Below are 26,047 nucleotides of genomic sequence, written 5' to 3' on the forward strand. Positions count from 1 at the left end.
GCCAGCAGCCGGCACTACCCGTCGTGATGCGTTATGTTGGTCAGGAGGTCACCGACAGGGAGGTTGAGATGATGTTGCTTTCCTTTGCACTGGCCGCTGCCATGGCCACGCCGGCAGAACCGCCAGAAGCGCCCGACTGCCGCTACGACCGTACAGCAATGCTGGCGATGGAGCCCGGTCGGTTCGATCAGGACCTGGCAGGTGGCTGGCGCACGCTGGCCGACCGTGGCTGTACCCGCGAGGCTGCCGATCTGCTGTCCGCCTACGGCGCACTGCCCAAGGCAGCAGGCAATGTCATCATCACGTGGCACGAGGGCCAGCTGCGCGCGGAGCTGGGGCAGACGGCACAGGCGATCATGCTGATGGAACGCAGCCACAAGCCGGTGAACGGAGGTGACCCGGGATACTGGAATGCCTATGTGGATGGCATGGTTGCGTTCCTGCGCGAGGACCGCAGCGCCCTTGAAAGGGCTCGTGCGAGGCTGCTCGCGATACCGACGCCCACCGCCATGGCGGAGAACATCAAGGACGGTCGCTACCACTTCACCACCGAGGGCGGGCAACAGGTGCAGATGCCGTGGCCGCCGAACCTGGACGTGCTTGATGGACTGCTGCGCTGCTTCGGCAAACCCTACGCGGAGGCCTATGGACCAGGGTGCCGGAACCCGGAAAGCAGGTGAGGTTCTCCGCCGGGCATGGCCCAGCGCTACCGGTGCGTCTCAGCCGATCACCCGCTTGAACGGCGGCAGCGCGTCGATGATGCGCTTGCCGTAGCGGCGGGTCAGCAGCCGCGAATCGAGGATGACCACGCGCCCGGTATCGGTGGAGGTGCGGATCAGGCGGCCGGCGAACTGGGTCAGCGTGCGCAGCGCATGCGGGATGGCGATCAGGTTGAAGGCGTTCAGCCCACGCCCTTCGAACCACTCGCTGAGGGTGGCGGTCTGTGGATCGGTAGGCACCGCGAACGGCACCTGGGTGATCACCACGGTGGTGCAGGCTTCGCCGGGCAGGTCGAGGCCTTCACCGAACGAGTTCAGGCCGAACAGCACCGAGCCTTCGCCCGCTTCGACGCGGCGCAGGTGTTCCTCGATCAGCCGGGTCTTGGACATCTCGCCCTGTACCAGCACCTGCTTGCGGCGCGCGGCCGGCATCAGACCGGCCACCTTCTCCATCTTCCAGCGCGAGGTGAAAAGCACCATCGAGCCCTTGGCCCAGTCCAGCTCGGTGTCCAGGTAGCGCGCCACCTCGCGGGGATGGCCTTCGCGGTCGTCGGGGGTGACCGGGAACTTCGGCACGATCAGCTCGGCCTGGTTGGGCAGGTCGAACGGTGATGACAGCGAGATCATCTCGGCCTCTTCGGGAATGCCGTTGTCGATCGCCAGCGACTGGAAGTCACCGCCGCCGGTCAGCGTCGCCGAGGTCATCACCACCGAATCCACTTCATCCCACAGCAGCTTGCGCAGCACGTGCGCAGCCGACACCGGCGAACCATGCAGCACCAGGTCGCCGTCGCGGGTGGCGGTGACCCAGCGTGCCATCGGCGGCGCGCCGTCCTTGTCCTCGCGGCGCCAGGCCTGCCACAGGTTGTACTGCTGCTCGATCATTTCCAGCGCCATGCCCAGGTTGCGCTGCAGGCGCTCGCGCGCGGCATCGTCCGGCTTGCCCTTGGCTACCTGTGCGGTGGCGGCATGCGCCCAGTTGTAGAGGCTGCGGGTATCGTCGGCCAGCGCCTCGATCGGTTCGCGCCAGGCCTCGGGCAGGCGGCCATTGGCCGCACGCCACATCGGCTCTTCGTCCGCCGGCGCCGGCATCCACACCCGCTCGATGTGGTCACGGAACGCGCGCAGCTGCTTGGCCACGTTGCTGGCCACCTCGATTGCTTCGTTCGGCAGCAGGTTGCCGAGACGGTCCTTGTCGACCGCGCGGTAGGCGCCAGCGATCAGGATCTGCAGGCGGCCGGTGCGCTTGGCCATTTCATCCAGCGCCAGGCTGGCCGCGCCCTGGTCGATCGCCACGCTGCCGATGTGGTGGCCTTCGTCCAGCACCAGCAGCATGTCCGACGGCGGTGCGATCAACGGCTGGCCGTTGTCGCTGTCGCCGATCGACAGCGCCGACAGCAGCAGCGCGTGGTTGGTCACCACGATCTGCGCATCGCGCACCGTATTGCGCGAACGCAGCACCGCGCACTGCGCCGAGTATGCACAGCGACGCCCGGCGCAGCCCGACGCCGGCGTGGTGATGCGGCTGCGCAGGCCCGGGCTGATGGTCTCCGGCGCGTTGTCGATATCGCCGTCCCAGGCGCCGCTGGTGAAGGCATCGGTGAGACGCTTGGCGATGTCCATCTCGATCGGCGCCAGTGGCCGGTCGAACAGCGGCGCCTCATCCTCGAACATGCCGCCCTGCGCACCTTCGCCGTGCGCCTCGGCAGCATTGCGCGTGCACAGGTAGCGGGTGCGGCCCTTGGCCAGCGCCACGGTCGCTTCCAGGCCGGTGGCCTTCAGGAAATTCGGAATATCCCGCTCGACCAGCTGCGACTGCAGTGCCACGGTGCCGGTGCTGATCACCAGCTTTTTCTTGCTGGCCAGCGCGATCGGCACACCCGCGGTGAGATAGCCCAGGCTCTTGCCGACGCCGGTCGGTGCCTCGACCACACCCACACCGCCACTCTTCGACAGCGCACGCGACACCACGCCGATCATCTGGCTCTGCGAGCGGCGGGTGGAGAAGCCGGGGGTATTGGCCTGCAGCGTCGTGTACGCCTTGCGGATCGCATCCTTCAAGGTGTCATCAAGCGTGCGCGGAGCGGCGACGGTTTCGGTCACGCCGGGAACTACCGTGGCTGGATCAGGCCGGTCATTGTCGCATGGCCGGCCAGGTTCGCCGCCGCTCGCTGCCTGAACAAGCCAGCGACGACGCCCGGCGGCCGGATGAACACGCCGGACGCTGCTGGCGACAGACCAGGGCCGTCACCCGGAAATCATTGCACCGCGTTGCCACGCAGCCGCAGCAGCCGCACCAGCGCCCACACCAGCAGCACCATGCCGACGGCCTCGACCATCGCCAGGGCGAAGCGCAGCACGCCCAGGATGGCGCTCATCTGCGACACCACGCTGAAGTCGCCGCGACCGAGCATCCACATCGGCAGGATGCTGGCCGCCATGCCACCCAGGCAGGCCAGCAGCAACAGCAGCAGGCCGACCAGCGCACCGGTGCGAGTGGCATCGCGCGGCGCGCCGACTACCCAGACCAGGCCGATGCACAGCGCGATCAGCACCGGCAGCCGCACGCCCACCAGGCTCAGTACGGTCGCCAGCAGGGTTGTGCCATCCATCGCTCAGTCCTCGCCGGCCAGTACGGCCGAGCCCTGGCGCAGCGACTGGTAGACCTCGTCGGTCTGCGGGCGCACACCGTGCCACTGCAGGAAGCTCTCCGCCGCCTGCTCGACCAGCATGCCCAGCCCGTCAACGGTATTGCGGCAGTCTGCCGCGCGCGCCCAGGCCAGGAAGGCGATGGCCGCCTCACCGTAGTTCAGGTCGACGGCGGTGGTCATTGAATTGACCAGCGACAGCGGCAGCTTGAACTCGACGTCGCGGTCGCGGCCGGCCGAAGTGGCGTTGACGATCAGTTCGAAATCGCCCAGGTCGCGCAGATCTTCCCAGTAGCGGCTGATCGCGCGGCCCGGTTCACCCATCGCGTCGATCAACTCGTCGGCGCGCTCCGGCGTGCGGTTGACCACCACCAGCTCAGTGATGCCGGCATCGAGCAGCGCCGGGGCAACGCTGCGCGCGGAGCCACCGGCGCCGATCAGCAGCACGCGCCGGCCGCGCAGGTCCAGGCCATGGCGGTCGGTCAGGTCGCGCACCAGGCCGATGCCATCGGTGGTGTCGCCGTGCCAGCGGTCACCCTTGCGCAGCAAGGTATTGACCGAGCCGGCGCGGCGCGCACGTGCGGTCAGCGTGACGCACGCCGAGAACGCCGCTTCCTTGTGCGGCGAGGTGACGTTGGCGCCGACGCCCCCTTCGGCGGCGAAGGCCTCCAGGCCCGCCAGGAACGCGTCCGGAGCCAGGTCGATCGCACGGTAATCCACCGCGATGCCTTCCTGGCGACCGAACGTCGCATGGATCTGCGGCGACTTCGAGTGGGCAACGGGGTGTCCGAAGACGGCGTAACGGTCGGTCATGGAATCCTCAGGCTGGCTAGACTGGTGCTCTTTCACGCACGGACCCGGATGATGCGCATCACCCCGCCCCTGCTGGTGCTTGTCGCCAGTCTACTCCCTGCCCCGGCGGCATTGGCGTTGAACGAGTACGGCATCGAAGGGATGGGCGTGGTCTCGACCCGCGCCGACGAGGGCCGCGCCACGATCAGCGCCGATGGCCAGCGCATCATCTTCGCCCGCCGCGGCGACGCCGGCTGGGGGCTGTGGCAGGCGCGGGTGGTCGACGGCCGCTGGCAGCACGCGCAGTCCTTGGCTGTAGGCGTGGCCGGTGAGGTGCGTGATCCCTATTTCAGCCGTGATGGCCGCTGGCTGCTGTTCGCGGCCGGCCGCGAGGGCAGACTGGCCTTGTATCGCGCCCCGCTGGCCGCCGATGGCCGGGTGGGCGATGCCCAGCCGCTGGCGGGTGACGGCGGCCGCCAGGAAGAGCGCGGGCCAGCCCTGAGCGTGGATGGCAAGCGGCTGTTGTTCGCCCGCCAGCAGGGCCGTGGCGCCGGCTGGGACCTGTTCGTGGCGACGCTGGATGCGCAGGGCATGCGTGGCCCGGCGACCGCACTGAGCGCGTTGAACAGCGCCGACGACGAAACCGACGGCGACTGGCTGGGCGATGACGGCGCCGTGGTGTTCAGCCGCGGCAACGGCGCCACCGCGCAGGTGTGGAGCAGCGGCTGCGGGTGGAGCGGCGCGGCACTGCAGCCGCTGGGGCTGTCGTTCAACCAGGCCGGCGGCTGGACCGGTGCGCCGGTGATCGACAACGCCAGGCCGGGCGAGATGATGGTCGCCAGCAGCGCGGCGAAGGCGCCCCGCGCCGGTGGCGTGGACGTGTACCGGCTGGCGGTACCGAAGGTGGTGGCGGTGCCGGGGTGCGTGCGGGGCGCGCGGTAACGGCAAACGCCAACCAAGGTTGGCGGCTACCAGGGCGATGGATGCGCCAGGTGCGTGCGGTAGATCCACGCCATCCGCGGATGATCGTTTGGTAGATGCCAACCTTGGCCGGCATGCGGGAAAGCGCGAACCAAGTTTGGCACCCACCCGGGCACGCGGTCAGCGCGACAACACCTTGGCGCGCTGCTGCTCGTACTCCATTTCGCTCAGCTGGCCGTTGTCCTTGCGCTGGTTCAGCGCGGCCAGCTCGGCCTGCACGCTGTCCGGCAGGGCCTGCTCACGGGCCACGTGGCGGGCGGCGGAGAGCTGCTCCGGCGGGCGTTTGCCAGCCCGCCAGGCCGCGATGAAGACCGCGACGATGATGGCGCCGAATACCAGGACGCCGGTGCCCCAGATCAGCCATTGCATCCATCCCAGTTCGGGTCCCATCGCGCAGTCCTCCGTCTATCGTGGCGCCATTGTCAGCGCTCGCGCAGCCACCGCGCCACCTGCGGCGCGAAATAGGTCAGCACGCCATCGGCGCCGGCGCGCTTGAAGCCCAGCAGCGACTCCATCACGCAGGCGCGCTCGTCCAGCCAGCCGTTGGCGAAGGCGGCCTTCATCATCGCGTACTCGCCACTCACCTGATAGGCGAAGGTTGGCACGCCGAACTTCTCCTTCACCCGGCGCACCAGGTCCAGGTACGGCATGCCCGGCTTGACCATCACCATGTCGGCGCCTTCTTCCAGGTCCAGCGCGATTTCGCGCAGGGCCTCGTCGCCGTTGGCCGGGTCCATCTGGTAGGTCTTCTTGTCCGCCTTGCCCAGGCTGGCCGCGCTCCCCACCGCATCACGGAACGGGCCGTAGAACGCCGAGGCATACTTGGCCGAGTAGGCCATGATGCGCACATTGATGTGGTGGTCGGCGTCCAGCGCACGGCGGATCGCACCGATGCGGCCGTCCATCATGTCCGACGGCGAGACGATATCGACGCCAGCCTCGGCGTGCGACACCGACTGCTTGACCAGTGCTTCGACGGTGATGTCGTTCAGCACGTAGCCCTTGTCGTCGATGATCCCGTCCTGGCCGTGGGTGGTGTAAGGGTCCAGCGCCACGTCGGTCATCACCCCCAGCTCCGGGAAGCGCGATTTCAGCGCGCGGATCGCACGCTGCGCCAGGCCGTCTTCGGCCCAGGCCGCCGACGCGTCCAGCGACTTCAGCGACGGATCGATGACCGGGAACAGGTCGATCACCGGAATGCCCAGCTCCAGCGCCTCTTCGGCCACTTTCAGCAGCTCTTCGATCGACAGCCGCTCCACGCCCGGCATCGACGGCACCGCGGTGCGGCCCGCCAGTTCGTGCACGAACACCGGATAGATCAGGTCGTCGGTGGTCAGCGTGTTCTCGCGCATCAGGCGGCGCGAGAACTCGTCGTGGCGCATGCGGCGCGGGCGGTACAGCGGATGGGACATGGCAGGCTCCGGGGAGTGGCTATTGCAGCAGGTAGCCCTGCGGCAGCAGGGGTTCGGGCAAGGGGCGTTCGCCGAGCGCGTCGAGCTGGTCGATCTCGATCGTGCGCACCAGCGCGTCCAGCGGCAGGTCGTTCGGCTCCAGGCCGAACGGGTCTTCCATTTCTTCGCCCAGCTGGTCCAGGCCGAAGAAGGCATAGGCCAGCACCGCCGACAGCACCGGCGTGCCCCAGCCCAGCGAACTGGCCAGGCCGAACGGCAGCAGCACGCAGAACATCCACGCACAGCGGTGCAGCAGCAGGGTGTAGGCAAACGGCAGCGGGGTGCTGAGGATCCGCTCGCAGCCGGCCTGGATTGACGACATCGCGTGCAGGCGCTGTTCGAGCTGGGTGTAGAGGATCGGATCAAGCTCACCGGCGCGCAGCATCGGGGCCAGCTCGGCGGCGATCATCGACAACAGTGCGTCCGGAACGTTCTCGCGTTGGCCCAGCAGTTCGCGCTGGCGCCTGTCCAGCCACGGCAAGGCCACCAGCGCGACGATCCGCCCACGCAGGCGCGCGGCCAGGGCGTGGGCGAAGGCAGTGGTGAGGTAGGCGATACGACGTCGCCGGTCGCCATCGTCGGCCAACAGCAGGTTCACCTGGCGGGCCAGCGAGCGCGATTCGTAGACCAGCTGGCCCCACAGCTTGCGGCCTTCCCACCAGCGCTCGTAGCAGGCGCTGTTGCGGAAGCTGAGGAAGATCGACAACACCAGGCCGAGCAGGGTGAACGGCGTGACCGAGACACGCTCGATGCCGATCGGGGGCGCCAGTTCCACCACCGCCGCCACCGCAATGGACAGGATCAGGATGGCCAGCACTTTCGGGGCGATCGCCGGAACGATCGAGCCACGCAGGATGTACAGCAGTTGCCAGCCGTGGGGACGGGGTCGGATGATCATCGGGCAGCCGCGCCAGGCGCGGGTTCACAGGCACGCGGGGGGCTCGCGCAGTCGTTCATTGTACGCCGCTGCCCCGACATGGGCGGCGTGCCTGCGACGCCTGGTCGCACCCGGCGCCCGGGCCTCAGATCACACCGCCGCCCAGGCCGAGGCGGAAGATGCCGACCACCACCACGATGCCGTTGAGGACCAGCCCGGCCCAGGCGCGGCCGCGCTTGCTGGGATGGGTGAACAGGATGCCCAGCGCGGCGATGATCGCGCCGACCGCAGCGAACGGAATCAGGAACCAGTTGCCCCAGCCCAGCAGCGGAATCAGCGCCAGGATCATCCACAACAGTGCCAGTACACCCCACAACAGACTGATCACGCCCATGCCGCCCTCCTGCCGTTGGTTCCTGGACCCACCATAGTCGTTCCTGTGGCTGCCGCCTACTGCCTTGGCGGGGCTGTCACCGGTGGCGTGCTAGCGTGTGGCCGTGCGTGCCGGGCGCGGGTGTTGGCGCCGATTCAGAGTGGCCCGCCGATGATCGCCTCCCGTCCTACAGGGGTCATGCCATGAACATGCGTTGGGCCGCGATGGCGGCCATCCTGCTGGCCGCCGCCGGCTGTGCCAGCACCTCGAAGGTGATGCTGGGCCGCGCCCGTGCGCCGATCGATCCAGCCCTGGTGCAGATCTATTCGACGCCCCCCGCCGGTTCCGAGGAAATCGCCCAGCTGGAGTCGGCGTCGGCCGTGGGCTTCGGCACCCAGGGCCAGACCGACGCCGCCGTGGCCCGCCTGAAGCGCGAGGCCGCTGCCTTGGGCGCCAATGGCGTGGTGCTGATGGGGGTGGGCAGCAGCGGTTCACCGGTGGGCATGTCGGTGGGTGCCGGCACGTTCGGCTCGCATGTCGGCGGCGGCGTCGGCATCGGTATTCCAACCACGCAGAAGCGCGCCGCCGGCGTGGCGATCTGGGTACCGAATCCGGAACCGCCGGCCCGGCTGCCGGCACAGGTGATCACGCCGCAACCGCAGCGGTGACCCGATAGATCCACGCCCTGCGTTACCCGGGGTCGGATCCCTTTCCACAGGAAAGGGATCCGACCCCGGCGCAGGCATCACTTGTACTTCGGCACGAACACCTTGTTCACTGCGTCGGCCAGCTGGTCCGGCGGCAGCAGGCCCTGGTCGAGCAGGAAGTTGTTGAACGCCAGGCGGTCGAACTTCGCGCCCAGTGCCAGCTCGGTCTGCATGCGCAGTTCCAGGATGCGGGTGTAGCCGTAGAAGTAGCTGCCGGCCTGGCCGGGCATGCGCACCATGTAACGGTCCAGTTCCTGGGTAGCCATCGCCTTGGACAGGCCGACCTGTTCCATCAGCACGCGTTCGCCATTGGCGCGGTCGGTCAGGCCGAGGTTGAGCATCGGGTCGAGCATCGCACGCGCGGCACGCAGCAGGCGGAACTGCAGGGCGATCATCTGTCCGTCCAACGGCTCGTACGGCACCATCTCGGCCTCGGCGTACAGTGCCCAGCCTTCCACGTTCACCGAATTGAACGCAAACATGGTGCGTGCCAGCGACACGCCGCGTTCCACCATCGCGGTGAACTGCAGTTCGTGGCCGGGACGGCCTTCATGCGCGCTCAGCGTCCACGCCGCCGCACCGAAGTTGAAATCGTCGTACTGCGCGCCCGGGCCCGCGGCCGGATTGCCCAGCGGCAGCACGAAGGTGCCCTGCTGCCCGGTATTGTTGACCAGCGGCGCCGGCAGGAAATGCGGGGCCGGGCTGGCCGCGCTCTCGGCGGCCGAACCCAGGCGCATCTGCATGGCGCGCTTGGGCACGTCGACGATGGCGTGCTCGCGGATCAGCGGATCGATCGCGTCGATCACCTTGCGGTAGTGGCCTTCCAGCTGGTCGTCGGCGATCTTGTCGGCCTTCAGCGCGCGGATCACCGCCACCGGATCGCTCGGGTCGGCCACCTTCAGGCCCTTGTCCTTTGCCACCAGCGGCGCCAGCTGCTGCATCGCAGAGCGGGTTTCCATGAACTCCAGCTGCGCGCGCTGCATCAGCAGCTTCGGATCGATGTCGATGCCGACCTGCTTGAGCTGGTAGGCGTACAGCGGCGCCGGCAGGCGGGCGTCGGTGCGTGCCTTCGGCAGCACTTCCCTGCGGGTCCAGGCGGCGTAGTCCTTCATCTGCCCGGCCAGGGCCTTCATCGCCTCATCGGCGCCGGCGATCTGGTACTTCCCCAGCAGCGACTCGATGCCGGTGATGTAGGTCTCGACATTGTCCAGCGACTGCTGCACTTCAATCTTCGTCGGCTGCAGCAGGCTGCTGTCCTTCAGCCGCTCCTCGTAGCGTTGGCGCGCCAGCGTGGTGAAAGCGGTGCCACCCGGCTGCAGGCCGGCGTAGGCCTTGAGGCGATCGACGGCCTTGGCCCGGCGCTCGGCCGGCACCTGGTCGGACAGCAGCAGGTTGAGGCCGCTGAACACCGTCTGCGGCGCATCGCTCCACGGCAGCAGGTACTTCTCGTTGAGCTCGCTGCCTTCGATGTTCTGGTTGGCAGCGTGGATCATGATCTCCAGGTCCTGGCGGACGTTGGGATCCTTCTCGGTGGCCAGCTTCGCTTTCAGTTCATCACGCGCCTTGGCCATCGCGGCGCGATAGCGCCTGCCGTTGTCGGGGCCGAGGTCGGCCACCTTGTCGTCATAGCCGGGCACGCCGAAGAAGCCGGTTTCCTCCGGCTGGAACGGGCCCTGGGCATCAAGCAGGATCTGCGCCAGCGCATTGCTGCGCGCCACCCAGGCCGGGCTGGCCGGGGTTGCGGCCTTGGCGGCGGGTGCGGCCAGCGCAGGCGGTGCGGACAGCAACGGGGCAGCGGTCAGGGCCAGGGCGACGGCCAATGCGATCGGCTTCATGGTGCACTCCAGGACAGGGTTGCCCGCACCCTACGCGCTCACGGCGGTGGCGACAATCGGCCGGAGGTCACAGCGCAGCGGTCAGTGGGCATTCGCCGCGATCACGGCAGGCCTGCAGCTCGCATTCCCGTGCGGCCTCGCCATCATCCAGCGCGGTCAGGTCGAACGTCTGCTTGTCCTCTCCCAGCACGTACATCACCGGGTAATCCCAGGCATCGTCACGGCGGGTGCCCTGCACGAACAGGCGTCCGCGCGCGCGCGGCCCTTCCAGGCCCACGGTGAGGCCGACGTCGCGTTGGCCATTGATCGCGGTCTGCATGCTGCCCAGCGGCAGCGATCCTGCCCGCAGCGGTTCGCCAAAGGCCGTCACCAGCTCGATGCTGCAACCCGCGCGGCGCAACGCTTCGCGCATCGGCGGGCTTTCGCGCGCAGCCTCGCCCCAGCGCAGCATGCTCCAGGCAGCCAGGCCGCCAGCCATGCCCAGCACCAGCACTACCGCCAGCGGCATCGCCCAGCGCCAGTGACGGCGCCACCAGCCTGCAGGCGCCGGGGCATGGGACGGAAGAGGGGGTGGCAGGGTCATCGGCGGGCTCCTTCCCGGCATGGCATCAGGGTTTCAGGCAGCGTCCCAGGAAGGCTTCGGCCACGCGGTAGCGATGCAGCGCGTCAGCGCCGGACAGGCCGTGCTTGGCACCCGGATACGTCATCAGTTCAAACGGCTGGCCCCGCTTCTGCAACGCGCTCATCAGGCTGGTCGAGTTGGTGAACAACACGTTGTCGTCGGCCATGCCATGGATCAGCAGCAATGGCGAGCGCAGGCCATCGACGTGGGTCAGCACGCGTGCTTCGCGATAGCCGGCCTCGTTGCGCCCCGGCAGGTCCATGTAGCGCTCGGTGTAGTGGCTGTCGTACAGGCCCCAGTCGGTCACAGGGGCGCCGGCCACGCCGCAGGCGTACTGGTTGGACGCCTTGGCCAGCAGCATCAGGGTCATGTAACCGCCGTTGGACCAGCCCTGCACGCCGATGCGCGCCGGGTCCACCCACGGCTGCTGCTTCAGCCAGGCCACGCCGCGCAGCTGGTCGGCCACTTCCACGGTGCCCTGCTTCCCGTACAGCGCGCCACCGAAGTCGCGACCGCGGCGCGGGGTACCGCGGTTGTCCAGCGAGAACACCACGTAGCCCTGCTGGGCCAGGTACTGGTTGAACAGATGGTCGCCACGGCCAGGCCAGCTGTCGGTGACGGTCTGGCTGGCCGGGCCACCATAGACATACACCGCCACCGGGTAGCGCTTGGACGGATCGAAGCCTGCCGGCTTGATCACGCTGTAGTTCAGCGGGGTCTTGCCGTCGGCGGCGGTCAGCGTGCCGAACTCGACCGGGCGCTGTGCATCGCGGTAGCGCGCATACGGGTGCTTGGGATCGGCCAGGTCGTTCTCGATCAGGGTGGCGATCTTTTCGCCGTTGGCGCGGAACAGCTCGATCTGCGGCGGCGTGGTGCTGTTGGACCAGCTGTCGACGTAGACGCTGGCATTGCGCGCGAAGCTGGCGCTGTGCATGCCCGGCGTCCTGGACAGGCGCTGCGGCTCGCCACCCTGCAGCGATACCGCATAGATCTGGCTTTCGCGCGACGTCTCGATGCCGGCACGGAAATAGGCCTTGCCGGCCTTCTCATCAACCGCCAGCAGCTCGTCCACCGGCCAGTTGCCGTGGGTCAGCGCGGTGGCCTTGCCCTTGCTGTCGATGCGGTACAGATGCTGGAACCCCGTGCGCTCGGAGGACCACAGCACGCTGCCGTCTTCAAGGAAGCGCAGGCTGTTGTGCAGCGGCACCCAGGTCGGGCTGGTCTCGTGCGCGAGCACGCGCTGGCGGTTGGAATCAAGCGCCACTTCCACCAGGTCCAGCTGCTTCTGGTCACGCGATTGGCGCTGGAAACTGAGGTGCTGCGGATCGCGCCAATCGACGCGGGCCAGATAGATGTCCTGTTCCTTGCCGAGGTCGACCCAACGCGGCTGCGCGTCCGCGGCCGGTGCGACCACGCCCAGCTGCACGCGCACATTGGCATCGCCGGCGGCCGGGTAACGCTGTTCGATCACATCGGTGCGGTCGGCATAGACCTCGTAACGCTTCTGCACCGGCACCGGTGCCTCGTCGATACGGGCGAAGGCGATGGCCGAGTCATCCGGTGCCCACCAGTAGCCGGTATGACGGTCCATTTCTTCATCGGCGACGAACTCGGCCACGCCGTTGCCGATGGTGGAGCTGCCGTCGCGGGTCAGCTGCAGCTGCGCGCCGCTGGCCAGGTCGATCACCCACAGGTTGCGGCCGCGGATGAAGCTGACGAAGCCGCCCTTGGGCGACAGCTTGGCATCGGTGGCGAAGCCTTCACCGTGGGTCAGCTGGCGCACGGCTGCCGCACCCTGCTGCTTGAGGTCGTACAGATAGAGTTCGCCGCCCAGCGGGAACAGCAGGCGCTGCGCGTCCGGCGACCACTGGTAATCGACGATGCCGGTCATCGCGGCGATGCGCTGGCGCTCGCGGCGAGCCTTCTCCTCATCGCTGAGGGTCTCGGTGCCGGGCAGCACCACCTTGGAATCGACCAGCATCCGGGTCTGGCCACTGCCGATGTCGTAGGTCCACAGATCCAGCTGGTTGCGGTCGCTGTCCTTGCCGCGCAGGAAGCTGACCTGCGAACCGTCCGGCGCCACCTTCGGCTTCATCAGGGTCGGGCCGGACAGCGGCAGTGGGCCGGTGATGGCTTCCAGGGTCAGCTTTTCGGCGTGGGCGGCGGTACTGGTGGCGAGCATGAGAGCGAGCGAAGCGAACAGGTGGCGCATGGAGGATCCCGGCAAACGGCAGGTCCGCCATCGCGCGTGGCGCGGGGCGGTCGTCCCCCCATCCTAACCAAGCCCGTGCGGGAAGGCAGCATGACCTTGTGCCCATAAGCAGTGCGGACAAGTGCCGACCAACGGTCGGCACCCACCTTCAGATGCCGGGGTCAGCGCTTGCCGAACAGGTGCTTGCGCTCTTCGTCGCTGAGCGGCTTGCCGGCGTTGGGGTTCACCTGCTGGCGCAGGGCGTAGGCGCGCTGGGTGGCCGGGCGTGCGGCAATCGCTTCATGCCAGCGCTTGAGGTTCGGGAACGCGGCGAAATCCACCGGCAGCTTGTCGTAGGCGCCGATCCACGGGTAACTGGCCATGTCGGCGATGGTGTAGTCGTCGCCGGCCAGGAAGGCATGCTGGGCCAGGCGCTTGTCCATCACCCCGTGCAGCCTGCGTACTTCGTTGTCGTAGCGCTCGATCGCGTATGGGATCTTCTCCGGGGCGTACACGTTGAAATGGCCCATCTGGCCGCTCATCGGGCCCAGGCCGGCCATCTGCCAGAACAGCCACTCCAGGGTGGTGACGCGGCCGCGCGGATCGCTGGGCAGGAAGCGGCCGGTCTTCTCGGCCAGGTACAGCAGGATCGCGCCGGACTCGAACACGCTCTGCGGCGCGCCACCATCGGCCGGGGCGTGGTCGACGATGGCCGGCATCTTGTTGTTGGGCGAGATGGCCAGGAATTCCGGCTTGAACTGGTCCCCCGAACCGATGTTGACCGGGTGGATGCGGTATTCCAGGCCGGCTTCTTCCAGCAGCAGGGTCACTTTGTGGCCGTTCGGGGTGGGCCAGTAATACAGGTCGATCATGGCGTCGGCTCGGGGCGCGGAAAGGAATCTGGAGTCTAGTGCGTGAGTTGGGTTGGCACCGTCATGGCGGGCCGGTAACCTCGCGGCTCCCCCGAAACGCACTGTCCTGCATGAGCCACAGTCCCCGTCCCCTGTCCCCGCTGTCCTCGCTGATCTTCGCCTCGCGCTGGCTGCAGCTGCCGCTGTACCTGGGCCTGATCCTTGCCCAGTGCGTCTACGTGTTCCTGTTCGGCAAGGAACTGTGGCACCTGCTGTCCCATTCGGTCTCGATGGGCGAACAGCAGATCATGCTGATCGTGCTGGGCCTGATCGACGTGGTGATGATCTCCAACCTGCTGGTGATGGTGATCGTCGGCGGCTACGAGACCTTCGTCTCGCGCCTGCGCCTGGAAGGCCACCCGGACCAGCCGGAGTGGCTCAGCCACGTCAACGCCAGCGTGCTGAAGGTGAAGCTGGCCATGGCGATCATCGGCATCTCCTCGATCCACCTGCTGAAGACCTTCATCGCCACCAGCGCGCTGAAGGGACTGCCGCTGTGCAAACCGGACCAATGGGCAGCGGCGGTGTCGTCGGCGTCGACCAGTTTCTACAACGCTGGCGTCGATACCTGCACGACCATGACCCAGGAAGGCGTGCTGTGGCAGACCATCATCCACTGCGTGTTCATCCTGTCGGCGATCGGCATCGCCTGGACCGACAAGCTGATGTCCAACGGCCACGGCAAGGCACACGACAAGGCACACGACCACTGAGGTCGCCGTTGCCCCACCCGGCCGCCGCCCCTTGTACGTGGCGGTGGCCGGGATGCTAGATTGCACCCTCGCCGTTGCCGGCGGTGGCGTCGGGAAACGCCACCCTGCCGTGCCCGGACCTCAGGTCCCGGCCATGCATATCAATGGTTTACGTCACGTCGTCTTCTAAAGGGGAGCAGGATGTCGCACGTCTCAACGATCACCGCCGCGCGCCGGTGGCTGCCGGTTGCCCTGGCACTGGCGCTGGCCGCCTGCTCCGGCAAGGAAGAATCCCCGGCGCCGGCCCCCACGCCCGCCGCTCCTGCAGCCGCTGCACCCGCCGCACCCGTGGTCGCGGCCAAGGTGCAGTCGATGGGCACCGAGCAGTTGCGTGAGTCGGCCACCCAGGCGCTGCGCGAGAACCGCATGTACGCTCCCGCCGGCGACAACGCCATCGAGTATTACCTCGCATTGCGCGACAAGACCCCGGACGACGCCTCGGTGAAGAGCGCGCTGACCGACCTGCTGCCCTACACCCTGATTGCCGCCGAGCAGCACCTGGGCCGCGAGGATTTCCCGGAAGCACAGCGCCTGGTCGCGCTGATCGAGAAGGTGGACGCCTCCGCGCCAGCCCTGCCGCGCCTGAGGGAGGGCCTGGCCAAGGGTGTCGAGAACGCGGCCAAGCGCACCGAGACGGACGCCGAGAAGGCGAAGAAGGACGCCGAAGACCGGGCCAGGCAGCAGGCGGAGCAACAGCGCCTGGCCGAGCAGCGCGCCAAGGAAGCCGAGGCGGCCAAGCAGATCGCCGCCCAGCAGGATGCCGCACGCCGCGACAACGAACGGCAGGAGGCCGAACGCCAGGCCGCCGCCCGCCGTGAGGCCGAGCAGAAGCAGCAGCAGGCGGCCGCCCAGCAGGCCAGCGCCGCGCGCCAGGCCGCCGCCTCCGCCACGCCGGCACTGCGTCCGGTCAGCACGCCGGCGCCGCGTTATCCAGGCGAGGCCCTGCGTTCGGGGACCTCGGGCGAAGTACTGGTGGAGATCACCGTCGGTACCGACGGCTCGGTGGTGAACGCCCGGGTGCTGCGCGCGACGCCGGGACGCGTCTTCGACCGTGAAGCCCTGAATGCCGTGAAGCGCTGGCGCTTCGAGCCAGTCAACGCACCGGTCACCACCCGTCGCACCCTGGTGTTCGCACCGGGCAGCAACTGACCGCATAAAAGGGGACGGAGGGGATTAAGTCGTTTCCGTCCCACCATGACCCCAGGGCCCGGCATGTCCGGGCCTTGTCCGTTCAGGCCACCCCATCGATCAGGCGCTGCAGGGCCGGATCGCGCGCCGCCAGCACCTGGAACAAGCCCAGCGCATGCAGGCCCGGCAGCAGCGCGCGCAGATCCGCTTCGGCAGTGGCACGCGTGGTGGCGTCGCTGGACGGATCCTGCCAGTCGCGAACGCTGGCAAGGAAGGCACCAACGCTGCCCTTGCGCACGGTGAGGCCGTTCACCTGCACGTCGTTCTGGTGGTCGGGAAGGATGTCCTGTGGCTGCATCGGGGCGGCTCGTGTTGGAATGGGCGCCCAGTGTGGCGCGCGCGGATCGGCGCTTCTGCCGTATAACTGCCAATGGATATGGCAGATCAGACACCGACCGGCTTGATTGATCCGGCATTGGCGGACGCCGAGGACGGCCCCACCGTGCTGGCCACCCAGCTGCGCGTGCCCGGAAGGCGCCGTACCGCGCGCCACCAGCACGCGCGCGGCCAGGTCCTGGGCGCCCACCGCGGCCTGCTGCGGATCGAGGTCGGAAATCTGCAGTGGCTGCTTCCCGCCGGTCACGTCGCCTGGATCCCCTCCGCGCTGCCCCATGCACTGGCGGCGGCAGATGGATTCGATGGCTGGAGCCTGTACTTCAGCGCCGAGGCCTGCCTGGATCTTCCCGCCCTGCCGCGTATTTTCCAGCCCAGTGCGCTGCTGCAGGCCGCGATCGCGCGCGCGCTGCACTGGCCACATCAGGCACTGGACGCCGCGCAGGCGCGCCTGGCCGGCGTAATCGCCGATGAGATCAGCGCCAGCACGCCCCTGCCGCTGGCCCTGCCACAACCGCAGGATCGGCGGTTGCGACGTATCGCGGCGGCGCTGGCACGTTCGCCGGACGACCTGCGCAGCATCGAAGCGTGGGCAGCCGCCAGCGGCCTGTCCAGCCGCAGCCTGGCCCGCCGTTGGCAGGCCGAAACAGGCACGACGCTGAGCCAGTGGCGGCAACGCCTGCGCGTGCTGCTGTCGCTGCCACGCCTGCTGGCTGGCGAACCGGTGCTCAGTGTCGCGCTGTCGATGGGCTACGACACGCCCAGTGCCTTCATCGCCGTGTTCAAGCGCGAGATGGGCGTGACGCCTGCGCGGTACGCAAAAGGGGACGGAGGGGATTAAGTCGCTTTTGACTCATCCGACACTCCTCCGCGGCATTACCTGATGTCCTGCTCCGCGGTGGCGATGCCAGGCTGGGGGCCCTTCAACCTCCGACTCCCATGCCCCGACAAGCGCGTCTGATGCTGGCCGGCCAGGCCTATCACGTGGTCCAGCGCGGTGTGAACAAAGGGGCGATCTTCGTCGACGATATCGATCGCCAACTGTTCCTGCATCTGTTGCACAGTGCGTTCCTCAAGCACCGCGTTGCACTGCATGCCTATGTACTGATGGACAACCACATTCACCTGCTGGCCACGCCCTCCACTCAGCAGGGGCTGGCCGACGCAATGCGCATGCACGGCAACAACTACGTGCAGGCGTTCAACCAGCGGCACGGACGCAGTGGGCCTCTGTGGCAGGGTCGCTTCCATTCCTCAATGATCGACAGCGACGCTTATCTTCTCAGCGTATACCGCTACATCGAACGCAACCCCGTTCGTGCCGGAATTGCTGTCAGTGCCGAAGATCATCCGTGGTCCAGCGTGCACGGCAACCTTCAGCGACGCGATGATCCGATGCTGACACAGCATCCTGCGTTCCAGGCGTTTGCAGGAACCGCTCAGCAAAGGACGACGTTGTATGCAGCGTTCCTGCGTGATGTCAATGCGTCCGCCGACCTGCCCGCGATCCGCAAGCACAGTCTCAGGCAGTGCCCAATGGGGGACGCTGCCTTCCTGCGGATGGTGGAGCACACGCTGGGGCGCCCCGTGGCGATGCGTAAACGAGGGCGTCCCCGCAAGGAGGGGACGGGAGAGCCAGAAACGACTTAATCCCCTCCGTCCCCTTTTTCGGTCAGCCGGAGATCGCCAGGCGTTCGTTGTGGTAGCGGCGCACGGCGGCGAACCACAGCACGGCGGCCAGGCCGAGGCTGGCGCCGAGATAGATCGCCCAGACTGCGGGGGCGATGGCCTCGTGGCGGATCACCTTCAGCAGCATCTGGTTCTGCGACAGGAACGGCACGGCGTACTGCCACATCTCGCTCTTCAGCGGATAGGCCACCAGTGCGTAGCCGGGCAGCATCGGCAGCAGCATCAGCCAGGTCATGTGGCTCTGCGCTTCCTTCATGCTCTTGGCCGCGGCCGACAGGAAGGTCAGCAGCGAGGTGCCGATCAGCAGCATCGGCAACATCACCAGCAGCATCTGCAGCATCGAGCCGACGTTCATGTTGAACTGGCGGCCGATGTTGCCGGGTGCGATCTGCGCGCTCACCTTGAACGCGACCAGAGTCAGCAGCAGCGACACGAAACCGACCACGCAGGCGGCGGCGATCTTGCCGCTGACGATGGCGCTGCGCGAGCCGGGCGTGGCCAGCAGGGGCTCCAGTGATTGCCGCTCGCGCTCGCCGGCGGTGGCGTCCATCACCAGGTAGGCGCCACCGATGAACGAGGTCAGGGTCAACAGTACCGGCAGCAGCATCGACAGGATCATGCCGCGCTTGGCCTCGGCGCTGGCCAGGTCCTGGCGCGCCACGTCCAGCGGGCGTGCCACCTGTGCATCGATGCCGCGCGCCATCAGGCGCAGTGCACCGACCTGGCCGTTGTAGGTGGCCAGTGCCGCCTCCAGGCGTGCGCTGGGTACTTCAGCAGCGCGACGCGTGCTGTCATTGATCACCTCCACCAGTGCCGGCTTGCCATCGGCCCAGTCCTTGCCGAAATCATCGCTGATGCGCAGCGCTACATCGATGTCCTGGGTGCGGATGGCCTCGGCCAGGTCCTTGGGTGCCGGTGCGGCATTGAGGCCCTGCGCGGCGAGGAAACGCACCAGGTTCGGCGCGTTCTCCGCGCCGATGGTCGGTATCTGCAGAGGCGCCTCGATCTGGGTGCGCACCCGGCTCTCGGCCAGCTTGCCCATGCCCAGCAGCAGCACCGGGTAGAGCAGCGGCCCGAACAGCAGGGTCAGCAGAAGGGTGCGGCGATCACGGGACAGGTCACGCAGTTCCTTGCGCATCACCGTCATCAGGGTCGACATCATGCTCATGCGTGCAGGCCCTCTTCGCTGCCGATCAGTTTCACGAACGCGTCTTCCAGGTTGGCCTCACCGGCCTGCGCGCGCAGTTCATCGGCGCTGCCGGCCGCCATCACCGTGCCCTTGGCGATGATCACGATGTGGTCACACAACGCACCCACTTCCTGCATGATGTGGCTGGACAGGATCACGCAGCGCCCCTCTTCGCGCAGGCCCAGCAGGAAGCGGCGCAGCGCGCGCGTGGTCATCACGTCCAGGCCGTTGGTCGGTTCGTCGAGGATGACATTGCGCGGGTCATGCACCAGTGCGCGGGCGATCGCGGTCTTGGTGCGCTGGCCCTGCGAGAAGCCATCGGTCTGGCGGTCGAGGATGTCGCCCATGTCCAGCGCGTGCGACAGCACTTCGATGCGTTCGCGGATGCGTTCGGCCGACAGGCCATGCAACTCGCCGAAATAGGCGATGTTCTCGCGCGCGGTGAGCCGCTTGTAGACGCCACGCGCATCGGGCAGCACACCGAGATGGCGGCGCACTTCCACCGGGTTGCGCGCCGCGTCGACGCCGTCGACGCTGATGCTGCCCTGGTCGGGCGCCATCAACGTGTACAGCATGCGCATGGTCGTGGTCTTGCCGGCGCCGTTGGGCCCGAGCAGGCCGGTGATGCGGCCATCTTCGGCGCGGAAGCCGACATTGGACACCGCCTGGATGCGGCCGGTGCGCGTATCGAAGGCCTTGTGCAGGTTTTCGGCGACGATCATGGTTCCCATCCGTTGAACGAGGTGAACGCCGGCACGTAGCTCAGCGTGTCCAGACAGCCGGCATCCAGCGCCTTGGCATCGGTCGTGTCGATGAACTGGCCGAGCAGGCGCGGCATGCAGCCGGCGGTCAGCGTGCCGTGGCCCTGGCCACGGGCGACCAGCGCACGGCCATTGGGCAGGCCCTTGAGCACCTGTTCGGCATAGCGCGGCGGGGTCACCGGGTCCAGCTCTCCGGACAGCAACAGTGCCGGCACGTCACTGCGCAGCGGCGCCGCATCGACCGTCGGCGCCGGCCGGTGCGGCCACACCGGGCAGGCGGCGAAGAACGCACGGGCGACCTCGTTGCCGAGCAGCCGCGCAGGGTCCTCGGCCGGCGCGTGGTAACGCGGTGCATCCTCGCTGCAGATCACCGACCACTGCATGCCGCGGTTGATCTGGAGATCCATGCTGCGGTTCGCACCGCGCGCCAGCGAGGCCAGCGGTGCATAGCGGCCATGTGCGGCTTCATCGAGAACCAGCGGCAGCAGCGAGGAATATTGGGGCACGTAGGAGAACGCGAACGCCAGGCCGACCACACTGTCCGGGGTCAGCACATCCTTCCGGCTTGCGTAAGTGCCCGGGTCACGGTACTCGACCGGGACCGGCGCACGGCGCAGGGTGTCGACCACGCTGCGCAGCTGCGCACGGGTATCGGTCGGAAAGCGCTTGCTGCAGGCGGCATCCTTGCGGCACTGCGCCGACTGCAGCGCGATCGCGTCCTCGAACGTCGTGGCGAAATCACCGCCCACCACCAGTTCATTCGGCACCACGCCATCGATGACGATGCTGCGCGTGTGCTGTGGATAGGCACCGGCATAGCGCTGGGCCACGCGGGTGCCGTAGGACCCGCCGACCAGGTTGATGCGCTCCACGCCCAACGCCTGGCGCACGGCGTCCAGGTCGGCGATGGCTTCGCCGGTGGTGTAGAAGCGCGCGTCGGCGCGCCCCTGCAGCGAAGCGGCGCAGCGCTGGGCATAGTCGCGCAGCGATGCTTCGGTAGGCGCGGCATCCTCGTCCATGGCCAGTTCCCTGCCATCCGCATCGAGGCAGCTGAGCGGGTTGGAGCCACCCGTACCCCGCTGGTCGACCAGGAAGATGTCGCGCTGCTTGCGCACCTGGCGCAGCGCGGTATCGACGATGACGGCCACCTCGCTGGCCGCCTGCCCCGGTCCGCCGGCCAGGAAGAACACCGGGTCGGGCTGGCCGGAACCGCTGCTGCCCGATTCCAGCCAGGCGATGCGCAGGTTGATCCTGCGGCCTCCGGGCCGTGCCCGGTCCTCGGGCACCTGCAGAGTGGCGCACTGCGCTTCGACGTTGGCGCTGGCGCCTTCGGTGGACAGCGTGCAGGGCTGGAAGTCGATCTTGCCGAAGCGGCGGCTGGGCGCATCGCTGGCGCTGCCGGCGCCCGCCGGCAGCGGCTGGCTGCAGCCGGCAAGCAACAGGCTGGCCAGCATCCCGGCCAGCGCGCGGTGGTGTCTTTGCATCGTGCTTGTTTCCCCTGGAGGACGTTCCTGTCGACCACGACGGGCTGCCGCGGAAGATGTGACCCAAATTACACGGGCAGGACGCCGGCGGCGATGGGTAACGGCGAGAAAATGCCCGCCGGCACGGCACGGCCGGGCGATAGCGGCGCTCGCCCCTGGCCCGATGCAGCACCATGCCGGCGGCGGCCGCCGCGTCCACCCGCCGCTGCCTGCTGGCGATGCGAAGTCGGAAAACGGCGAGCATGCCCGCGGGCGCTTGCGCAGAATCCGCGGAAAGACAGGGAGACCCCCATGAACGCCTGGTACCTCAGCGGCCTCGATCACCGTCCCTTCCAACCTCTGTTCGAAACGCACGACAGCAGGCTCGCTGCACTGGGCATCCAACGCCGCTGGGCGGGCGACGCGGGGGGACATCCCTGCCGGATCAGCCTGAGCGATCCACCCAGCGGCAGCGAGCTGCTCCTGCTCTCGCATGTCCATCTGCCCCTGCACTCGCCCTACCGCGCCTCCGGCCCGATCTTCGTGCAACGCGGGGTGACCCGTTGCGTGCTGCCGCCCGGCGAGGTGCCACCCTATGTAGAACGCCGGACGATCTCGGTGCGGGCCTATGACCGTGCGGCGCTGATGCTGGGCGCCCAGATCTGCGCGGGCACCGACGTTGCCGTCCGCCTGGATGCGCTGTTCGACGATCCTGCCGTGGCCTTTGTCCACTTGCACAATGCGGCGCACGGCTGTTTCTCATGCCAGGTGGACAGGGTCGGTGCGGACGTCGCGTGGCGCGGGCATCCTGACGTGATCCAGGCCCCGCCGATCCCGTGATCTCCAACGCATCCGTCCAGCCGCTGGTGACGCCTGCGGGAAGCGCTTCACATGCTCAGCCACGGATCGGAATTGCGGGAGTTCCGCCGCCTGCATCGCGATTCGATACTCGCGGTGCGTCAATGCCGACGCCTGCCGGCCGGGCATGGATGCCACCGGCGCGATGCGTGGGTCGCGTGCTGAACCAGTGACACGGGAAGCGGCGCACTGTGCACCGCCCTCCGCCCGGAGCTGCACAGTGAGCATCATGTTGCAGATCGAACATGGCCGCCGCCGATTTCGCCGTTGTCCGATATTGCCGGCGGGCCTGAATGTGAAGACTGCACGGGATTTCCCACACGTCGCAAAGGAGTTCCTGCATGCATCTGTCCCATCGGGCAGTCCTCGCACTGTCCGTCGTTGCCGGCCTGGCCCTGTCCGGCAACGCCTTCGCCCATGGCACCATGACCAAGCCGCTCAGCCGCGTGAAGCAGTGCCACGAGGGCAATCCGGAGAATCCGACCAACCCGGCCTGCGCCGCAGCCAAGGCCATCGGCGGCGCGCAGCCGTTCTATGACTGGAATGCGATTGCCCACGGCAACGCCCATGGCAACCACCGTGAGCTGGTGCGCGACGGCGAACTGTGCAGCGCCAGCATTCCCAAGTACCGCGGGCTTGACCTGAACCGCACGGACTGGCCGACCACGCCGATCCGCGCCGATTCGCGCGGCCGCTACACCTTCGAGTTCCATGCTCCCGCCCCGCATGCCACCCGTGAGTGGAAGTTCTATGTCACCCGTGACGGTTGGCAGCCGGGCAGTCCGTTGCGCTGGGCCGACCTGCAGGAATTCTGCACCCTGGGCAACGTGCCGTTGTCCGAAGGCAAGATCTACAAGCTGGATTGCCCGCTGCCCAAGCGCAGCGGCCAGCACATCATCTACAACACCTGGCAGCGTTCGGATTCGGGTGAAGCGTTCTACACCTGCATGGACGTGCGTTTCGAAGGCGGCAACGGCGTGGTTCCGCCGCCGCAGTGGCAGGACGCCGGCCCGGTCACCGCGCGCGGTGCGCTGGAGGTGGGTACCACCGTGACCCTGCGTGTGTTCAACGCCCAGGGCAACGACCTGGAACGCCCCGAGACCACCCTGGCGGCTGGCCAGACCGCTGCCAACCAGTGGCCGCTGGCGCTGGCCCGCAAGGTCAACGGCAGCGCCCTGCACGCCCGCGTGGGCGTGATGAAGAACGGCGTGATCACGCCGGTGGCATCCGCCACCGAGAACCGCGTGTACCTCAAGCCGGGCAACCATTTCGAACTGGAAACCCGGATTCCGGGTCCGATCGATCCGGTCGATCCGCCGCCGGCCGACGACTACGACTTCGTGTACCCGGCCGGCCTCGGCAGTTACAAGCCGGGCGAGACCGTGGTGAAGGGCACCGACGGCAAGCTCTATGCCTGCCGCCCGTTCCCGGAAGGCGCGTGGTGCAACATCAACGCGGACGCCTATCGGCCGGGCACCGGCTTCGCCTGGCGCGATGCCTGGATCGCGTACTGAGCGTGACGGGGGTGGCACTTCGGTGCCGCCCCTTGTGCCGGCGTCGCCTGCGATGGAGATCGCATGTGAAGCGCCAACGGGTTCGCAGCCCCGATCTTTTAGGAATCGTTGAATGGTGAACGATCCATGTGGTGCGGAGACTCAACGGACCCTCCATACCGCAAAGGACGTCATCGATGCAGGCACGCCTCCTCGCCGCAGCTGCGGCCTCCCTGTGCGCGGGTTTCCTCGCCGCGCAGGACGCCCACGCCCACGGCACGCTTTCAAAACCGATCAGCCGCATCTACGCCTGTCGCCAGGCCAACCCTGAGAATCCAACCAACCCTGCCTGCGCCGCGGCCAAGGACATCGGGGGCGCGCAGCCTTTCTACGACTGGGCCGGCATCAACCAGGCCGACGCCAACGGCAACCATCGCGCGGTCGTCCCCGATGGCGAGCTGTGCAGCGGCGGCAACCCCAAGTACCGCGGAATGGACCTGAATCGCACGGACTGGTCGACCACGCCGATCCGCGCCGGTGCCGGTGGCCGCTACACCTTCGAGTACCTGGCATCGGCTCCCCACAAGACCCGCGACTGGGTCTTCTACGTGACACGTGAAGGTTGGAAACCGGGCAGCCCCCTGCACTGGGACGATCTGGAACCGTTCTGCTCGCTGGGCCATGTGGACGCCGATGCCAATGGCATCTACCGCCTGGACTGCCCGCTCCCCCAGCGCACCGGCCAGCACGTGATCTACAACACCTGGCAACGATCGGACTCGGCCGAAGCGTTCTATACCTGTGCCGACGTACGTTTCGAAGGGGGCGACGGCACCCCGCCACCGGAATGGGAAGATGCAGGGGCCGTTACCGCGCGGGGTGACCTGGAGGCCGGCACCACCCTGACCCTGCGCGTGTTCAACGCCAGCGGCAATGACCTGGAAAGCCCGAAGATCACCCTTGCCAGCGGGCAGACGTCCGCCGTGCAATGGCCGCTGGCCCTGGGCCGCAAGGTGAATGCCAGTGCCCAGCACGCGCGGGTGGGCGTACTGAAAGACGGGGTCATCACCCCGGTCGCCTCGGCCACCGAGAACCGCGTCTACCTCAAGCCCGGTCATCGCTTCCAGCTCGACACGGAGCTGCCGGGTCCCGTTGATCCGCCGCCCGGTGACTATGACTTCGAATATCCGGCAGGTATTGGCAGTTACGTTCCGGGCCAGACCGTGGTGAAGGGCACCGACGGCAACCTGTACGCCTGCCGCCCGTTCCCGGAAGGCGCCTGGTGCAACGTCGATGCCGAGCCCTACCGGCCGGGCGTAGGCTCTGCCTGGCGTGATGCGTGGATTCCCTACTGAACTGATCCACACGGCGGGGGCGGCCACGTGCCGCCTCCGCGCTTCGAGCCTTACTTGCTGCTGACGTACTTCTCGCGGCGGATCTGCGGGTTGCCCAGGCCGGCGGCCTTCAGCAGCTCGGCACAGGCATCGACCATGTCCGGGTTGCCGCACAGGTAAGCGATGTCGGTGGCCGGGTCCGGCGTGAAGCCGGCCAGTGCCTGCTGCACGTAGCCGTGCTGTACGTCCGGATGCGGTTCGGCCGGCAGTTCGCGAGACAGGCACGGAACATAGCGGAAGTTGGGTTGATTTTCGGCGAAACCGTAGAAATCTTCGCTATACAGCAGTTCGGCCGGGCTGCGCGCACCCTGCAGCAGCAGCACCTGCACGCCGCGCTCGGCGATCGCCTTCTCGAGCAGCGGCAGCATCGATCGATATGGAGTGACGCCGGTCCCGGTGGCGATCAGCAGGTAGCGGGTATTGCGGTCGCCGGGATTCAGGCAGAACCGGCCATAAGGGCCGGATGCACTGATCTGGCCGCCCGGTTCCAGCGCCTCGAACAGCGCCGTAGCGGCGCCACCGGGCACGAAACTGACCGCGATATCCACCGCCTCGCCCGGGCCCAGCGCATGGTCGTGGAGGGTTGCCAGCGAATAGCTGCGCTTGGTTTCGGTGCCGTCGGCGTAGCTGAAATGGACCTGGATGAACTGCCCGGGCTGGAAATCCAGCGGCTGTCCATCGTCACGCACGAACTGGTAGTGGCCGACGGTCGGGGCCAGCATGCGGCAGCCGACCAGCTTGAGGGGGAATTGAACAGGCACGACTTTTCGGGACAGTGTGTAGCCGGGGCAAGCCCTCGGGGTCTTCTATAATAGCCGCT

The 26,047-nt window shown here is 67.8% G+C and carries 26 protein-coding genes; 10 read left to right on the plus strand and 16 right to left on the minus strand.

From position 1 onward, the window contains the following. Nucleotides 1-68: 68 nt before the first annotated feature. A complete protein-coding gene (locus A9K58_RS05070) occupies nucleotides 69-680 on the plus strand; it encodes a hypothetical protein (protein WP_065198455.1) in 612 nt (203 codons plus the stop codon). Between the two features lie 39 nt (nucleotides 681-719). Here the strand turns inward: A9K58_RS05070 and dinG are convergent, their stop codons facing one another. The 3 genes from dinG to aroE form a co-directional block, all read right to left on the minus strand. After that, entirely contained in the window at nucleotides 720-2,822 is a 2,103-nt protein-coding gene (gene dinG / locus A9K58_RS05075) for an ATP-dependent DNA helicase DinG (RefSeq protein WP_065198307.1), read from the minus strand. A gap of 155 nt (nucleotides 2,823-2,977) precedes the next feature. Then, nucleotides 2,978-3,331: a hypothetical protein gene (locus A9K58_RS05080; protein WP_065198308.1), complete on the minus strand. Its 354-nt coding sequence runs from the start codon at nucleotides 3,329-3,331 to the stop codon at nucleotides 2,978-2,980. Between the two features lie 3 nt (nucleotides 3,332-3,334). Then, on the minus strand, nucleotides 3,335-4,180 hold the full coding sequence (gene aroE / locus A9K58_RS05085) for a shikimate dehydrogenase (RefSeq protein ID WP_065198309.1): 846 nt from the start codon (nucleotides 4,178-4,180) through the stop codon (nucleotides 3,335-3,337). A 48-nt stretch (nucleotides 4,181-4,228) separates the two neighbouring features. On the opposite strand from aroE, the gene A9K58_RS05090 reads away from it, so the two are divergent. Next, on the plus strand, nucleotides 4,229-5,101 hold the full coding sequence (locus tag A9K58_RS05090; protein ID WP_065198310.1) for a TolB-like translocation protein: 873 nt from the start codon (nucleotides 4,229-4,231) through the stop codon (nucleotides 5,099-5,101). A gap of 159 nt (nucleotides 5,102-5,260) precedes the next feature. Here A9K58_RS05090 and A9K58_RS05095 read toward each other — a convergent pair whose 3' ends face one another. The 4 genes from A9K58_RS05095 to A9K58_RS05110 form a co-directional block, all read right to left on the minus strand. Beyond that, nucleotides 5,261-5,530 (minus strand): hypothetical protein, encoded by a 270-nt coding sequence (locus A9K58_RS05095; RefSeq protein ID WP_065198311.1) that lies wholly within the window; start codon nucleotides 5,528-5,530, stop codon nucleotides 5,261-5,263. 32 nt (nucleotides 5,531-5,562) lie between these two features. Further along, nucleotides 5,563-6,552, minus strand: a complete 990-nt coding sequence (gene hemB / locus A9K58_RS05100) for a porphobilinogen synthase (protein WP_065198312.1) — start codon at nucleotides 6,550-6,552, stop codon at nucleotides 5,563-5,565. A 19-nt stretch (nucleotides 6,553-6,571) separates the two neighbouring features. Further along, on the minus strand, nucleotides 6,572-7,489 hold the full coding sequence (locus A9K58_RS05105; protein ID WP_065198313.1) for a bestrophin family protein: 918 nt from the start codon (nucleotides 7,487-7,489) through the stop codon (nucleotides 6,572-6,574). 124 nt (nucleotides 7,490-7,613) lie between these two features. Then, nucleotides 7,614-7,862 (minus strand): hypothetical protein, encoded by a 249-nt coding sequence (locus A9K58_RS05110; RefSeq protein ID WP_065198314.1) that lies wholly within the window; start codon nucleotides 7,860-7,862, stop codon nucleotides 7,614-7,616. Nucleotides 7,863-8,044: 182 nt separating this feature from the next. On the opposite strand from A9K58_RS05110, the gene A9K58_RS05115 reads away from it, so the two are divergent. Next, nucleotides 8,045-8,509 carry a hypothetical protein gene (locus A9K58_RS05115; RefSeq protein ID WP_065198315.1) on the plus strand — a complete coding sequence of 155 codons (465 nt, stop codon included), beginning with the start codon at nucleotides 8,045-8,047 and terminating at the stop codon, nucleotides 8,507-8,509. Nucleotides 8,510-8,586: 77 nt separating this feature from the next. On the opposite strand, the gene A9K58_RS05120 is transcribed toward A9K58_RS05115, so the two are convergent. From A9K58_RS05120 to A9K58_RS05135, 4 genes are all read right to left on the minus strand, one after another. Beyond that, nucleotides 8,587-10,383, minus strand: coding sequence for a DUF885 domain-containing protein (locus tag A9K58_RS05120; RefSeq protein WP_065198316.1), 1,797 nt, complete (start codon nucleotides 10,381-10,383; stop codon nucleotides 8,587-8,589). A gap of 67 nt (nucleotides 10,384-10,450) precedes the next feature. After that, entirely contained in the window at nucleotides 10,451-10,966 is a 516-nt protein-coding gene (locus A9K58_RS05125; protein WP_065198317.1) for a cytochrome c oxidase assembly factor Coa1 family protein, read from the minus strand. A gap of 25 nt (nucleotides 10,967-10,991) precedes the next feature. Continuing rightward, complete coding sequence (locus A9K58_RS05130; RefSeq protein ID WP_065198318.1) at nucleotides 10,992-13,217, minus strand: S9 family peptidase; 2,226 nt, start codon at nucleotides 13,215-13,217, stop codon at nucleotides 10,992-10,994. Nucleotides 13,218-13,378: 161 nt separating this feature from the next. Then, a complete protein-coding gene (locus A9K58_RS05135) occupies nucleotides 13,379-14,068 on the minus strand; it encodes a glutathione binding-like protein (protein WP_065198319.1) in 690 nt (229 codons plus the stop codon). A 110-nt stretch (nucleotides 14,069-14,178) separates the two neighbouring features. Between A9K58_RS05135 and A9K58_RS05140 the strand changes: the two genes are divergently transcribed. Then, nucleotides 14,179-14,820, plus strand: a complete 642-nt coding sequence (locus tag A9K58_RS05140; RefSeq protein WP_065198320.1) for a TIGR00645 family protein — start codon at nucleotides 14,179-14,181, stop codon at nucleotides 14,818-14,820. Between the two features lie 180 nt (nucleotides 14,821-15,000). Continuing rightward, nucleotides 15,001-16,008 carry an energy transducer TonB gene (locus A9K58_RS05145; protein WP_065198321.1) on the plus strand — a complete coding sequence of 336 codons (1,008 nt, stop codon included), beginning with the start codon at nucleotides 15,001-15,003 and terminating at the stop codon, nucleotides 16,006-16,008. Between the two features lie 82 nt (nucleotides 16,009-16,090). Here A9K58_RS05145 and A9K58_RS05150 read toward each other — a convergent pair whose 3' ends face one another. Then, nucleotides 16,091-16,345, minus strand: coding sequence for a hypothetical protein (locus A9K58_RS05150; RefSeq protein ID WP_065198322.1), 255 nt, complete (start codon nucleotides 16,343-16,345; stop codon nucleotides 16,091-16,093). A gap of 78 nt (nucleotides 16,346-16,423) precedes the next feature. Here A9K58_RS05150 and A9K58_RS05155 point away from each other — a divergent pair, with 78 nt between their 5' ends. Together A9K58_RS05155 and A9K58_RS05160 are read left to right on the plus strand one after the other, a co-directional pair. Continuing rightward, entirely contained in the window at nucleotides 16,424-17,221 is a 798-nt protein-coding gene (locus A9K58_RS05155) for an AraC family transcriptional regulator (protein WP_065198323.1), read from the plus strand. Between the two features lie 98 nt (nucleotides 17,222-17,319). Beyond that, the gene (locus tag A9K58_RS05160; protein ID WP_065198324.1) at nucleotides 17,320-18,030 is read left to right on the plus strand and encodes a transposase; all 711 of its coding nucleotides are present in this window, start codon (nucleotides 17,320-17,322) and stop codon (nucleotides 18,028-18,030) included. A 22-nt stretch (nucleotides 18,031-18,052) separates the two neighbouring features. Here A9K58_RS05160 and A9K58_RS05165 read toward each other — a convergent pair whose 3' ends face one another. Genes A9K58_RS05165 through A9K58_RS05175 form a run of 3 tightly spaced genes read right to left on the minus strand, consistent with a single transcriptional unit; the run spans nucleotide 18,053 to nucleotide 21,503 of the window. Further along, a complete protein-coding gene (locus tag A9K58_RS05165; RefSeq protein WP_065198325.1) occupies nucleotides 18,053-19,237 on the minus strand; it encodes an ABC transporter permease in 1,185 nt (394 codons plus the stop codon). After that, nucleotides 19,234-19,980, minus strand: coding sequence for an ABC transporter ATP-binding protein (locus A9K58_RS05170; RefSeq protein WP_065198326.1), 747 nt, complete (start codon nucleotides 19,978-19,980; stop codon nucleotides 19,234-19,236). The genes A9K58_RS05165 and A9K58_RS05170 overlap by 4 nt, the downstream gene beginning before the upstream one ends. Beyond that, on the minus strand, nucleotides 19,977-21,503 hold the full coding sequence (locus A9K58_RS05175) for an alpha/beta fold hydrolase (RefSeq protein ID WP_065198327.1): 1,527 nt from the start codon (nucleotides 21,501-21,503) through the stop codon (nucleotides 19,977-19,979). The genes A9K58_RS05170 and A9K58_RS05175 overlap by 4 nt, the downstream gene beginning before the upstream one ends. A 291-nt stretch (nucleotides 21,504-21,794) precedes the next feature. On the opposite strand from A9K58_RS05175, the gene A9K58_RS05180 reads away from it, so the two are divergent. The 3 genes from A9K58_RS05180 (at nucleotide 21,795) to A9K58_RS05190 (ending at nucleotide 25,188) form a co-directional block, all read left to right on the plus strand. Beyond that, complete coding sequence (locus tag A9K58_RS05180) at nucleotides 21,795-22,322, plus strand: DUF1203 domain-containing protein (RefSeq protein WP_065198328.1); 528 nt, start codon at nucleotides 21,795-21,797, stop codon at nucleotides 22,320-22,322. A gap of 359 nt (nucleotides 22,323-22,681) precedes the next feature. Continuing rightward, the gene (locus A9K58_RS05185; RefSeq protein ID WP_065198329.1) at nucleotides 22,682-23,854 is read left to right on the plus strand and encodes a lytic polysaccharide monooxygenase; all 1,173 of its coding nucleotides are present in this window, start codon (nucleotides 22,682-22,684) and stop codon (nucleotides 23,852-23,854) included. A gap of 176 nt (nucleotides 23,855-24,030) precedes the next feature. Further along, nucleotides 24,031-25,188: a lytic polysaccharide monooxygenase gene (locus A9K58_RS05190; RefSeq protein ID WP_065198330.1), complete on the plus strand. Its 1,158-nt coding sequence runs from the start codon at nucleotides 24,031-24,033 to the stop codon at nucleotides 25,186-25,188. A gap of 50 nt (nucleotides 25,189-25,238) precedes the next feature. On the opposite strand, the gene A9K58_RS05195 is transcribed toward A9K58_RS05190, so the two are convergent. Further along, nucleotides 25,239-25,988, minus strand: coding sequence for a ferredoxin--NADP reductase (locus A9K58_RS05195; RefSeq protein ID WP_081283978.1), 750 nt, complete (start codon nucleotides 25,986-25,988; stop codon nucleotides 25,239-25,241). Nucleotides 25,989-26,047 lie beyond the last annotated feature (59 nt).

The sequence above is a fragment of the Stenotrophomonas maltophilia genome, assembly GCF_001676385.1.
GTDB classification, from domain to species: domain Bacteria; phylum Pseudomonadota; class Gammaproteobacteria; order Xanthomonadales; family Xanthomonadaceae; genus Stenotrophomonas; species Stenotrophomonas maltophilia_J.